Source organism: Jannaschia aquimarina, from assembly GCF_000877395.1.
Lineage (GTDB): Bacteria > Pseudomonadota > Alphaproteobacteria > Rhodobacterales > Rhodobacteraceae > Jannaschia > Jannaschia aquimarina.
In genome coordinates, this window is record NZ_JYFE01000050.1 from 64,665 (window position 1) to 77,471 (window position 12,807).

The 12,807-nt window shown below is 66.4% G+C and carries 8 protein-coding genes; 3 read left to right on the forward strand and 5 right to left on the reverse strand.

Annotated elements, in window-relative coordinates; genetic code table 11:
• Window positions 1-104 precede the first annotated feature (104 nt).
• The gene (locus tag jaqu_RS14200; protein WP_084629875.1) at window positions 105-2,258 is read right to left on the reverse strand and encodes a transglycosylase domain-containing protein; all 2,154 of its coding nucleotides are present in this window, start codon (window positions 2,256-2,258) and stop codon (window positions 105-107) included.
• 270 nt (window positions 2,259-2,528) lie between these two features.
• On the opposite strand from jaqu_RS14200, the gene jaqu_RS14205 reads away from it, so the two are divergent.
• The 3 genes from jaqu_RS14205 to jaqu_RS14215 all read left to right on the forward strand — a co-directional run bounded on the left by jaqu_RS14205 (window position 2,529) and on the right by jaqu_RS14215 (window position 5,330).
• Complete coding sequence (locus tag jaqu_RS14205; RefSeq protein ID WP_043919655.1) at window positions 2,529-2,867, forward strand: P-II family nitrogen regulator; 339 nt, start codon at window positions 2,529-2,531, stop codon at window positions 2,865-2,867.
• Window positions 2,868-2,880: 13 nt separating this feature from the next.
• Window positions 2,881-4,191 (forward strand): ammonium transporter, encoded by a 1,311-nt coding sequence (locus tag jaqu_RS14210; protein WP_089268404.1) that lies wholly within the window; start codon window positions 2,881-2,883, stop codon window positions 4,189-4,191.
• A 131-nt stretch (window positions 4,192-4,322) separates the two neighbouring features.
• Window positions 4,323-5,330, forward strand: a complete 1,008-nt coding sequence (locus jaqu_RS14215) for a phosphotransferase (protein ID WP_089268403.1) — start codon at window positions 4,323-4,325, stop codon at window positions 5,328-5,330.
• A 145-nt stretch (window positions 5,331-5,475) separates the two neighbouring features.
• Here jaqu_RS14215 and trxA read toward each other — a convergent pair whose 3' ends face one another.
• The 4 genes from trxA to jaqu_RS14235 are packed head-to-tail and all read right to left on the reverse strand — an operon-like array spanning window position 5,476 to window position 12,805.
• Window positions 5,476-5,796, reverse strand: coding sequence for a thioredoxin (gene trxA, locus jaqu_RS14220; protein ID WP_043919658.1), 321 nt, complete (start codon window positions 5,794-5,796; stop codon window positions 5,476-5,478).
• A 36-nt stretch (window positions 5,797-5,832) separates the two neighbouring features.
• On the reverse strand, window positions 5,833-9,228 hold the full coding sequence (addA, locus tag jaqu_RS14225; RefSeq protein ID WP_043919659.1) for a double-strand break repair helicase AddA: 3,396 nt from the start codon (window positions 9,226-9,228) through the stop codon (window positions 5,833-5,835).
• Window positions 9,225-12,152: a double-strand break repair protein AddB gene (gene addB / locus jaqu_RS14230; RefSeq protein WP_043919660.1), complete on the reverse strand. Its 2,928-nt coding sequence runs from the start codon at window positions 12,150-12,152 to the stop codon at window positions 9,225-9,227. Before addB ends, addA begins: the two co-directional genes overlap by 4 nt.
• Window positions 12,149-12,805, reverse strand: coding sequence for a nucleotidyltransferase family protein (locus jaqu_RS14235; RefSeq protein ID WP_043919661.1), 657 nt, complete (start codon window positions 12,803-12,805; stop codon window positions 12,149-12,151). Before jaqu_RS14235 ends, addB begins: the two co-directional genes overlap by 4 nt.
• Window positions 12,806-12,807: the final 2 nt, after the last annotated feature.

Sequence of the window (12,807 nt, forward strand, 5' to 3'; positions counted from 1 at the left end):
GTCCCTTCGGCGGGGCTCTTCCCCGTTTCCTGCCTCTTAGCGGCCCCGCGGCCCGCGGGCGAGGGGGTAGGACCCAAAGGTAAGGGTTCCGTTACCCCGCTACGTCAGTTCCGGCGGAAGATGCCGCCAAGAACTTCCATCAAGACACGCTCGGCCACGTTGTCGCCCTGCCTTTGGCGTTGCGGACGGTCCCGCTGCCTCTGGGGCGCGGGCTGCGCGACCTGTGCCGGGGCCTGACGTGGTTCGATCATCGGAAGCGGGGTCGGCGGCAGGCCGTCGTGTATGCGGACCATGACCTCGCGCCAGATATCCGCCGGAAGGCCGCCGCCGGTCACCCCGGTCAAAGGTGTGTTGTCGTCGTATCCCATCCAGACCCCCGCGACGTAATCACCCGTGAAGCCGATGAACCAGGCATCGCGCGCCGCCTGTGTCGTTCCCGTCTTTCCGGCAGCGGGGCGGTCGGGCAGGTCGGCTCGGGTCCCCGTGCCTGCTTCTACCACCCGGCTCATCATGTAGACGAGCTGTCGCGCGGCCTCGTTGCTGATAACGCGCTCTCCAAGGCCGTTCTCACGGTCGAGCAGAGGTTCTCCGTCACCGCGCAGGGTCATGGACGTGATCCCGTAGGGTGTGACCGACGTGCCGCCATTCAGGATGCCAGCGAAGGCGCCCGTCATCTCGAGCAGGGTCGACTCGCTCACGCCGAGGGCGAGGGCCGGACCGGCGGCCAGATCGCTGTCGATGCCGAAGTCACGCGCAACGTTCCGCACGATGTCGCGACCCACCTGTTCCGACAGCCGGACAGTCGCGGCGTTCAACGACCGGGCCAGCGCTTCGGTCAGCGTGACGTCCCCGTAGAAGCGGTTGGTGTAGTTGTCCGGCGAATATGTCCCCGATCCGGGAACCTGAATGGCGAGCGGGCCATCGTTGACGACGCTGTCGTAACGCATTCCGAGGTCGAGCGCCGCGGCGTAGACGAACGGCTTGAAGGCACTGCCGGTCTGGCGCACCGCCTGCGTCGCGCGGTTGAACTGTCCCGCGCCCCGCGTGTTCCGGCCGCCGACCATCGCCCGGACGGCGCCATCCGCGCTCATCACGACGATTGCGGCCTGCGCTTCAGAGCCCTCTCGAACCTTCGTCTCGAAGATGTGCTGCAGGCCGGCTTCCGCCGCTTGCTGGATTTTCGGGTCGAACGTGGTGCGGATCACGACATCCTCTGTCGTGTCGGAGGTGAGGAAATCCGGGCCATCCTTCATCACCCAATCGGCGAATGCGTTGCCGGCTTCGTCCCGTGCCGCGCGAGACAGCGTGGCCGGGCTCTCCATCGCGGCCTGAAACTCTGCCGTGGAGAGCCTGTCCTGTTCCCGCATGAGGCGCAGCACGGTCGCCGCACGATCCTGGGCGCGTTGCAGGTTGTTGGTCGGTGCATAATAGCTGGGCGCTGGCAGGAGCCCGGCGAGCATGGCGGCTTCGGCCGGGTTCACCCGCGACGACGACTTGGCGAAATAGCGCTGCGCGGCCGCCTCGAAGCCCCTCGCGCCGCCGCCGAGATAGGCGCGGTTCAGATAGATCGACAGGATTTCGTCCTTTGTGAACTTCGCCTCAAGTGCGAACGCGTATGGGACTTCCTTGATCTTCCGCCAGATGGTCCCGGCACGGCATTCCGACTCGAACTCCGCCTCGCTGATGCCAGAGCTCGGGTCCCAGTCCTCGCCGAGGCAGAGCAGTTTGGCGACCTGCTGTGTGATCGTCGATCCGCCTGCGCCGGAGAACGGCCCCTTTCCAGCGCGCAGGTTCGACCGGATCGCCCCGGCGATACCGCGAGGCGACAGGCCCAGATGGCGGTAGAACCGCTTGTCCTCGGCCGCGACGACGGCCTGTTTCAAGTGGGGGCTGACATCCTGAGCCAGGACGATGCCACCGAACTGATCGCCGCGCCATGCGAAGGTGTCGCCTGCCCGGTCGGTCATCGTCACGGACCCGCGTGCCCTGCCGTCTGCCAGCGTGGCAAGATCGGGGATCCGCGCGTAGTTCCAGATGGTCGCGGCCGCGACGATAAGCGCGACAACCGCCGCGCTGCGCCAGGTCACGGACCATATCAGCCGGGCCAGGAACCGGAACGGCCAGAGCACCTTGGCCAACACGCCGGACTTCCGGGCCGGCGCACTTCGCCGCTTCTTTCCGGTGGTGGTCTTCTTGCGGGGCTGAGCGACCGCTCGCCGTTCCGCCACCAGACGCTTGCCGCCCTTCTTCGCTGCCATCTGCCCGATCCCTCCGGGCCCTCACGGGGCCGTTTTCCGCAAAATAGGGGAGGCCGACTCGGAATGCACCCAAAACCGGGCTGTCATCCGATAGCGAAGCGTCCACGATCTGCACAAAAATAATGCAGTGCCTCAGAAAGAGGCAAAATTTCCGGCATCGGGACTTTCTCGTATGGTTCTGCACTCCCCCTCACGTTGCACGCGCGGACCTCCGTCGCCTCAACCTCTCGCCATCCGGTCCATCGGGGCCGCAATGCAGGGGACGCAAAGGTGAAACTCATCATCGCAGCGATCAAACCGTTCAAGCTGGAGGAGGTCCGCGAGGCGCTGACCTCCATCGGCGTGCGCGGAATGATGGTCACCGAGATCAAGGGCTTCGGCAGCCAGTCGGGCCACACCGAAATCTATCGCGGCGCCGAATACGCCGTGAACTTCGTGCCGAAGGTCAAGCTCGAGATCGTCGTACCCGCCGCCATGGCGGATCAGGTCGTCGAGACGATCACGGGCACCGCGAAGACGGACAAGATCGGGGACGGCAAGGTCTTCGTCCTCGACGTCGAGCAGGCCGTCCGGGTCCGCACCGGCGAGTTGAACGAAGACGCGATCTAAGGGGATGACGAGTATGAACCTCACCAAGCTTCTCGTAACCGGCGCGGCGATTACGCTGCCCAGTGCGGCCTTGGCCCAGGACGCGGAATTCGCGTCGCTGGCCGATACGGCCTATATCTTCAACACGCTGCTGTTCCTCATCGGCGGCTTCCTGGTCTTCTGGATGGCGGCTGGATTCGCGATGCTCGAAGCCGGCCTCGTCCGGTCAAAGAACGTGACGACCCAGCTGACCAAGAATATCGGGCTCTTCTCGATCGCATCGGTCATGTACTGGCTGATCGGCTACAACGTCATGTATCCCGGCGACGGGAACTGGATCATCCAGGACATCTTCGGCACCTTCTCTCTCAAGGCGATTGATCCGGTGGGCGGGGATGATCTGGCGACCGGGTACTCCGGCGCATCGGACTTCTTCTTCCAGTTGATGTTCGTCGCCACGACCGCGTCGATCGTCTCGGGAACACTGGCCGAGCGGATCAAGCTCTGGCCGTTCCTCATCTTCACCGTCGTCCTGACCGGCCTGATCTACCCGATCGAGGCGTCGTGGCAGTGGGGCGGTGGCTGGCTGGCCAACATGGGCTTCTACGATTTCGCCGGTTCCACGCTCGTGCATGCCGCCGGTGGCTTCGCCGCCCTTGCCGGTGCCATCATCCTCGGGCCGCGTCTCGGCAAATACGCCAAGGATGGTCGCGTGATCCCGATGCCCGGCTCGAACCTCGCGCTCGCCACGCTGGGCACTTTCATCCTGTGGCTGGGCTGGTTCGGCTTCAACGGTGGTTCGCAGCTGGCGATGGGCACCATCGGCGACGTCACCGATATCAGCCGGATCTTCGCGAACACCAACATGGCTGCAGCCTCCGGCGCCATCGCCGCGCTGATCCTGACCCAGGTGATGTACAAGAAGGTCGACCTGACCATGGTGCTGAACGGCGCTCTGGCCGGTCTGGTCTCGATCACCGCGTCTCCGCTCGAGCCCACGCTCTTCGGCGCGCTCTGGATCGGTGCGGTCGGCGGCGTGATCGTGGTCTTCACCGTCCCGATGCTGGACAAGTTCAAGATCGACGACGTGGTCGGCGCCATTCCGGTGCACCTGATCGCCGGCTTCTGGGGGACGATGGTCGTTCCGGTCTATGCCGACGCCTCGTTCGTGACCCAGTTCATCGGGTTCGCGGCCATCGGCGGGTTCGTCTTCATCGCCTCGATCATCGTCTGGTCCATCCTGAAGGCGGCTGGCGGGATCCGCGTCAGCGAAGAGGCCGAAGTCGCGGGCCTGGATACGACCGAGCTGGGCATGGAAGCCTATCCGGAATTCGCCCGAGGCTGACCTGCCGGACTGAACGGGCCTCCACTCCTCCCTTCGGAGGCCCTAAGAAGACCCCCGGGCGATCGGTCGCCCGGGGGTTCTCGTTTGAGGCGCGCTTGTCGGGCGCCGTTCCGGCTGGCATCGTTGCGGCAATGCCCACAGCCCCCATCGAAACCGATCTCGAGCTATCCGCCCGGGCGTCCTGGCCCCGCCTGCGCCAAGCCGCCGACCTACCGGATGGGGGGTGGTCGATCGTCCGCCTTTCGCTGCGCGACGACCTGGGCATTGCGCGGGTCACCTGCCTCGCGACCCACGCGGACGGAACCCGCGTCGTCATCAAGCACCAGCTTCGACCCTATGAGCCCGACGCATTCGTCCGTCACGCAGAACAGCTGCGCCTTGCCCACGCCGGTTTTCCCGCGGACGCGGCATTCGCGATTCCCGGCCTCCTCGCGGTCGATCGGGGGTCGCAGTCCATGCTCATGGAGTACGTCCCGGGCCGCGCGCTTGCCGATCTCATGCGCGAGGCGGCAGACGTGGCGGAGGAGCGCGCGTTTCTGACCCGGGCTGGCGCCTGGCTCGACCGATTCCACCGATCGGGGCCGGTTGACCGCGCGCCCTTCGACACGCTCCCTGTTACTCGCCAGATGCGGCGCCTGAGACGTTCGATCCGCGGGGGGGAGCGATCCGCTCCTGCGCAGTTCTTCATCGTCCGAGGGACCCGGCATGTCGAGGCGATGGCATCCTGCCTTTCGGGGGGCAGCACGGTGAACGCCCGTCGCCATGGGGACCTCCACATGAGGAACTTGATCCTGTCGGACACATGCGTGTCGGGCGTGGACATCTCGGCGGACCAACCCGGCCCCGTCGGCCATGACATCGCAAAGCTTCTGCTGGATTACGTCTCTCTTTTCCGGATGCCGGAGGATCTGCCGCACGGCCGCCTGATCCCGGACGATGTGCGCGACGCCTTCTTCGGCGGGTACGGCGTCATTCCTTCAGAGGACCGTTCGATCGAGGTCCTCGCTCAGGCGCGGCTTATCCAGACAATGATGCGAGTTCCCTCACGATGGGGGGCGCGTACCGATGCAAAGCGGCGCAGCTACGAACGCCTTCGTCCCCTTCTTCGACATGTCTTCTCTTCCGATCCTGAGCCGTAGGAACCCCGAAGACGAGCAAGAGCGGCGGCACCGCGAACCTGTCGACACACGCGTGAAACCGGGCCCCGTTCGATGGCCAGGACCGAAAAAGAGACGGCCCCGAAACCGTCGGTCCGGGGCCGTATTTCGAACTGATCCGGGGGGGTCAGGCGGCGCCGTCGATCCAATCCTTCAGCGCGGCCTTCGGCGCGGCGCCGATCTTCTGATCGACCGGCTGACCGTCCTTGAACATGAAGAGTGCCGGGATCCCGCGGACGCCGAGTTGGCCGGGCGATTGCGGGTTTTCGTCTACATTGACCTTCACGATCTTCACCTTGCCCGCATATTCATCCGAGAGTTCTTCGAGGGCCGGGCCGATCTGTTTGCAGGGTCCGCACCATTCGGCCCAGAAGTCGACGACGACGGGAATGTCGGACTGCTTCACCTCTGTGTCGAAGGTGGCGTCGGTGGCGGCGACGGTGGGCATGGTGTTCTCCTGCGGCTCACGGCGTGGGACGCGAAGCTATGCAGTGCCCTCGCCGGCGTCAATGGGGACCCTGTTCCAGGCGGCGGTGACCAATTCTGCAGGGATGTCCATCAGCGACGGCACGGCGGTCCAGAGAAGCGATGTGCGTATCGTCCGGCCAGGCCAGATCGCGACACCGGCCGCTTGGTAGGCGCCCAGCTGGCGCAACAGACCTTCCGGCACATCTTCCGGTCGGTCCGGGACGACGCGGTTGGTCTTGAAATCGACGATATGCACCGTGTCCGGCGTCACGCGAACCCGGTCCATCGTTCCCGAAAGGCCGGGCCGTCCGTCCCCGGCCGGCAATACGAATGGCACTTCGGCAAGCGTGCCCTCGAAGAGATCGGGGAAGGCTGCCAGAACCGACGCCGCTTCTGCCATCGCGTCGTCCCGACCGTCTGTCAGACCTGGAGCATGGCGGTCGAGCAGGGTCTGGGCCGCCGCCTTGCGGTCTTCCTCGGGGACACCCGGAAGATGTTCGAGGAGTGCGTGAACCCGCCTGCCATGGAGCAACGCATCATCGCGTTGCAGCAAGTCGCCGAATTCGCCGGGGGAGACCTTCTCTCCCCCAAGATCAGATGGATTTGCGAGCCGCGCCGGGAGGTCGGGGCGTGGCGCCTGATCCTCCAGCCAGGGAACCGGGACGGGCGCGTGGGATGGCTTTGGTGTCGTGACAATACCTGGGCTTTCCCAATCGCCGGTTTGAAGGCGCCATCCACTTCCCCCGGCATGAGCGAGCGGCACAGCCCCCTCCGCCTCCAGCGCGTCGCGGATCCGCTCGGCCCAGCTCCCCGGAGGATGGGCGCCAGCGTCGTCCGTCTTGCCGTGTCCGCCTCCGGCCGACGCGCAGATCAGCCAGGTTTCCGCGCGTGTCAGGGCGACATAGAGCAGACGGTCCTCTTCCTCCGCCTGTCGGGCTTGCCATTCCTCCCCATGCGCACGGAGGCGTGCGTTCATGTCGTCGGACTTGGGTTTCCAGATCACCGTGCCATTCGCGCGGAGGAGGTCAGGGGGAGACTTGGTCTGTCGCGCGCCACATTGCGGAAGGATGACGACCGGCGCTTCGAGACCCTTCGCTGAATGGATCGACATCACGCGGATCGCGCCGCCGGTCGCTTCGCGCTTGATCTCGATATCGGCCTCGTCGATCCAGCCGAGGAACCCGGTCAGGCTTGGAACTTCCAGCGCCTCGTAGTCCAGGGCCTGATGCAGCAGGCCGTCGATCGCCTCTCCAACCGGGGCGCCGAGGCGACCGAGAAGCCGTCGCCTTCCGTCGTGGCGTACGAGGATTCTCTGGATCATCTCGTAAGGCCGCAGAAAATCGGCCTGTGCCAAGATGTCATCCAACGTCTCGACCGCAGGCGCGAACCGGCCGTTTTCCCGCAACGACCGGAGCAATGTGCGGTCGCCTCTCCCGGCCGCGACGCGGTAGAGATCATCCTCGGACAAGCCGCACAGAGGGGATCGCAAGACCGCCGCTAGCGAAAGGTCGTCTTCGGGCGTGACGGCGAAGCGGAGCAGCGCGAGAATGTCGCGAACTGCCAGGTCATCCGCGAGACGCAGCCGGTCCGCCCCGGCGAGGTTCAGCCCCTGCGCCTTGCAAGCCGCGAGCGTCGCGAAATAGAGCGCGCTTCGTGATCGGAAGAGGATGAGGATATCCGCTTCGGTGACCGGTCGCCGGACTCCTCCGGCCTCGATCGGAACGCCATCGTCGATCATGCGCCGGATCTCGGTTGCGACCTGCCGGGCGAGGACGATATTCGCCGCGTCCGAAGCGGGCGCATCCACGGGGTCCGACCAGTCGCGCTCTGCGGGCTTCTCGGGCTCCGGCACGTGCGGCCATAGGTCGACCCGGCCCGGCAGGGCGTCCTTGAAGGCGATGTGCTGCGTTTCTTCTCCCAGTCCCGACGGCGCCGCGAAAACCCTGTCGACCAGTTTCAGGATCGCCGGCGAGGACCGGAAGGAGTGTCGCAGCGCGTGGTCCCTTAGCGGGGTCCCTCCGGCGAGCATGTTGCCGAAGACGTCGCGCATGCGGTCGAACGCCGCCGGATCCGCACCCTGGAACGAGTAGATCGACTGTTTTCGGTCGCCCACCACGAAGAGTGTACGTGTGCCGGGGCGCGCGCCTTCGCCCGCCCCGAACTCTCCGGCGAGCGCCGCGACCACATCCCATTGCGGCTGGCTCGTATCCTGAGCCTCGTCGACGAGGATATGCTCGATCCCGCCGTCCAATTTCCACAGGACCCATTGTGCTGTCGATCGCGTCGATAACAGATCCCGCGCCATGAGGATCTGATCCGTGAAATCCAGCCAGCCGCGCGCCGCCTTCTCGACCTCGACGCGGGCGAAGAATCGGGAGGCGAAGTCATGCAAGACGCGGGTCCGGTCGAGTGCGTCGAAGCCGAGCAATTCGTCCTTCGCCTCGAGCAGGAGGTGCCCGAGGTCTGTCAGCGCCTCCAGGTCGGACGGATCGAGCTTCTCCGCAACCGGTTTGGTGACCGGCTTCTTGCGCAGATCGCCATCCTTCGTGACCAGCGAGGCATAACAGAGTTCGAACCGCGTCTCGGGATCCGCCAGCATGGCCTGAGAGAGGCGACCGGCCAGATCGACCATCGTCTTCGATCCGCCCTTCGCCGCATCTCGGACCCGTTCGAGAACGCACAGCGCCTCGGCGTTGATCGCCGTCTCGAAGACCTGCGCGCGGTCCGCAGCCGTGATCCCGTGCAGGTCGCGCAAGCCCCGCTCGGTCGGCACCGAGCGGAATGTGTCCCGCAGGGCATATAGCCCCGCAAGCCATTTTTCGGGCTCGGCCGTGGTGAGGCGCGCGGCAAGGGCTTCCACGAGCGGGGCGTCCGACGGATCTTCGGCCATCGCATCGAGCGTCTCGATCATCAGGCGTGCCGAGGCGATGTCGTCCATTTCCGAGAAGCTCGGGGAAATGCCCGCTTCCAGCGGAAAGCGCCGAAGCAGCGCGGCGCAGAACGCGTGCAGCGTCTGGATCTTCAGGCCGCCCGGCGTCTCGATCGCGGCGGCGAAAAGGGTTCGCGCGCGTCGCATCGCACCCGGATCGTCGAGCATGGCGGTCGCCACGCCGAGCCGTCGCAACGCCGCGCGCAGATCCGCGTCGGGAAGCATCGCCCATTTGCCAAGCGTTCCGAACAGACGGTTCTGCATCTCGCCCGCCGCCGCTTTGGTGAAGGTCAGGCACAGGATCCGGTCGGGTGGCGTGCCCTGCAGGAGCAACCAGGCGACCCTGTCCGTCAGCACCCGCGTCTTTCCCGATCCAGCATTCGCGGCCAGCCAGACCGACCCGCTGGGATCGGCGGCATCCACCTGCGCGCGGGTTGCGGGATCTAGATCGCCGCGCGGCTGGAGGGTCGGCTTTTCGTTCATCGTCCCACCTCGATCCGCACGGCCACATCGGTATCGTCCCATTCGCCGTAGCGTGACAGGTGGTCGTATGGGCTGGCATAGCCGATATGCTCGTGCATGAGGCGTGCGGGAAAAGCCCAGGTCTTGGTGTATCCCCGGATCAGCCTTTCGAGGCCGCTTTTGTGATCGTTCAGAAGCTCCGGCGTGATTGCGGCTTTGACCGTCCTGAGGTTCGTGCCGACGCCCAGATAGGCGACCTCCGATACCTTTCGCGCACCGAGCTTCCGGAACGCCCCGGCCTCGACCATGAGGGCTTCGAGGTAGAGCTGTTTGGCGAAATGGGCGAGTTGGTTCTCCGTCGGCAGGGATCCTGTCTTGTAGTCGAAGATCGCGACATCCGTCCCGCGGTCGTCGATCCTGTCCGCCCGCGCCTTCAGCACCACCTCCAGCCCGTCCAACGGCATCTCGCCCCATTCCTCGACCTGCATGGGGCCACCTGCGCGACTCTCGCGGCGTTCCGCCTCCTCCGCGAGGAACTCGCCCGCGATCCGGGCGAAGCGCCCCCGCAAGAGTTGCCGCCGCCCGGCCCCGGGGACCCCATGGATCGCCATTTGCCGCGATAGCGCGTCCAGCAGGGCGTCCTCGCCTTCCTCGATCCGATCGAGCTGGGCGAGGGCGTCGTGGACCACCGTTCCCCGAAGCGCCGGGTCCGATTTCGGCCGCAGCCGGTCGAGTTCCCGGAGGCCGAGGACCTTGCGGGCGTAGATCGCATAGGGGTCCCGGATCAGCGTCTCGACCTGTGTGACCGAGATGTCGCCGAAGCGGTTGGGCGGCGGCATGGGCGCGGGGCGCGGGGCAGGGCAGGCCAGATGCCGGGGCTGTGCCGTGACAAGGGGCCGTGCCGCCGCGCGCCACCGCTCCGCCCGGTTCCGCATGTCAGCCAGCGCGATCTGCCCCTCCGGTCCCATCCCCGAAAGCAGCCCGGTCAGTCGGTTCAGCCAACGGGACGGCACGGTCTGCGCATCTGCCGTCCGCGTGGCCCGCGTCAGCCAGACCTCTTTTCCGGAGATGGCCTGCTGAAAGTCGTGCGCGGACAGGCCCACCGTCCTGTCCGGAGAGCGGAGGCCGCAGGCGGCGCGCATGGCCCGGCTCAGCCACATGTCTGGCGCGGGCAGCGATGGCCAGATCCCGTCGTTGAGCCCGCCGAGGATGACCAGATCGGCCCCTTGCACACGAGCTTCGAGCGCGCCCCAGATCATGATCCCCGGATGGGGCTGGATCGGCTCCCGGACATCCTTGCCGGACAGATGTGCCGTCAGCAGCCGGGCATACTCCGCCGTGCCCAGGATCAGGCCGTCGCCACCCTCCGCCGCGGCGGCAAGCTCTTCCATCGCCTCCCGCGCGGTCCGTCCTGCCGGCCCATCCCAGAGTGTGCCGGTGGGACGCTCCGCGTCGGCCAATGGTGAGCCGCCCGCAAGATCCTGCAGGAGGTCCAGATGCTCTGCGACATGAGTGGCGAGGTCCGCGCGCGGGCTCTGGTCTTCCAGCCGCAGCAGAAGATCTGCCATCCAATCCGTCCAGGGGTCGGAGCGAATACGGCTCTTTTCAAGATCGACCCATTCCAGAAATCCCTCCCGGTCCGGATGCAGCGGTCCGCCTCTGAGCCAGCCGAGCTCCATGGTTCGGGTCCGCAGGAGGTGCTCGTTGCGCGCGCCGGCCGAATGGACGAGCGGATGCTTGAGAAGTGCCACCAATCCCTCGGAGTCCGGACGCAAACCGCGCATCCGCGCCGTCGCCAATAGCAGCCGCCCCGGTGGCGAGAGGTTCGATGGCCGCCCTGCGCTGTCGTCCGGCTCGATCCCCCACCGGTCCAAGAGTGCCGAGACTTCCCGCGACAATGTCCGGTCCGGCGTGATGAGCGCCGCGCGTGTCCCGTCTTCGGCGACCGCTCGCAACCGCAGCGCGATCAGTTCGGCTTCCTCGATCGGGCTCTGGGCTTCGACGAGCGTGAGACCGTCGCAGGCCTCCGGGAGCGTGTCGACGAGGCCCGGCGCCTCCTCGAACCAGGCATGCGTGACCGGAGGGGGGCGCAGCGACAACGAAACGAGCGCGTTCCGCGCCGCCGCGACCGGTGTCCGGTCGCTCCATTGGGACAGGTTCGTCCGGTCCAGCCCGAGCGATGCCAGAAACGCCTGATGCCGGCACTGCGGATGGTCCTGCGCGCCGCCATCGTCACCGAGGCCTGCCCAGTCCGCGTCCGGCATGTCGGTGTCCAAGCCGGGCAAAACGACTGCGCCGTCGGGCAGGCCCGCAACCATGCGCATAAGCCGGGCGGTCGGTGCGCGGGACCCGGTCGAGCCGGCGACGATGATCCGGCCGGGTGGCGATCTGTTCCACTCAGCTTCCAACGCATCGAGGCAGATCGCCTGCACGTCCTCCGGCGCGCATGTTCCGTTATCCAACGCCATGTTCGCGGCGATCCGAAGGAAGGCGAGACTGTCCTGCCAGTGCACCGCCAATTGGCCGGGGTCGATCTTCTCCAGGTCGTCGGCGCCGACGCCCTCCTCCTTCATCTCCCTGAGAAGGGTGGCGAGGGAAGCGGCAAGATCGAAGACAGCCCCGCGCGGTGCCAGATCGGGGCGTCGTTCGAGCAAATGGTCGATCAGCCGCGCGAGGTCGAGCTGAAGGTCGAGCCCGCTGCGGGGTACGGGAAGCGGCAGGGTCGGAAGCAGGGCCGAGACATCCGAGACCAAGGCAAGGCGTGGTAGGATCGCGGCGCCGCCATTCAGGAACATCTCCCGCACGCGCCGTTCCATTCGTGCGGTCGGCAACAGGACCGTGACGCCTGCCATCGCCTCCGGTGGCGCGTCCACCATCCGGTTGCGCAATCCCTCGACGAATGCCGCCGTGAAGTCGACGCCCAGAGGTTCGTACCAGACCTTCATCGAAGGCGCGCAAGCATCGCTTCGGCGGGCGCGATATGCTCCGGACGGCCGACCTCGGCCCAGTGGCCGGGATGGACGACGCCGAAGAGGCGGCCAGCGGCCAGCATTTTCCACCACAGATCCCGTAGCGAGAAGACACCTTCGAATGCGGCCAAGCCGTCAATCTTGACGATACCGGCGCCGGTGAAGGCATGGTCCCGTGTCTCGCGCGTCAGCCTGCCATCTTGCTCCAGGCCGAAGCTCAGGGCTTCGGCGTTGATCGCTCGGTCCGCCGGGACGATCAGGAGCAGCCCGTCCATCCTTTCCGGATCCCAGGCTTCGGTAAGCGTCGCGCGCGCCGCCGGGCCATGCCAGACCGCGTCGCCATTCATGGTCACCACCGGGCCGGCGCCCAGGACCGGAAGCGCGTTCTTGAGACCACCGCCCGTGTCGAGCAATGCATTCTCCTCGACCAGCACTTGGGCCGGTCCGCCCGCGAGATGCGCCTCGATCTGTCGTGCATGGTGATGCGCGTTCACCGCCAGCGGCCCGGGACCGGCGACCTGTTCGAGCGCATGATCCAGCAGAGCCCGTCCTGCGACCTGGACCAGTGCCTTGGGCCGGTCGTCGGTCAACGGGCGCATGCGGGTCCCGTGGCCCGCCGCGAAGACCATGG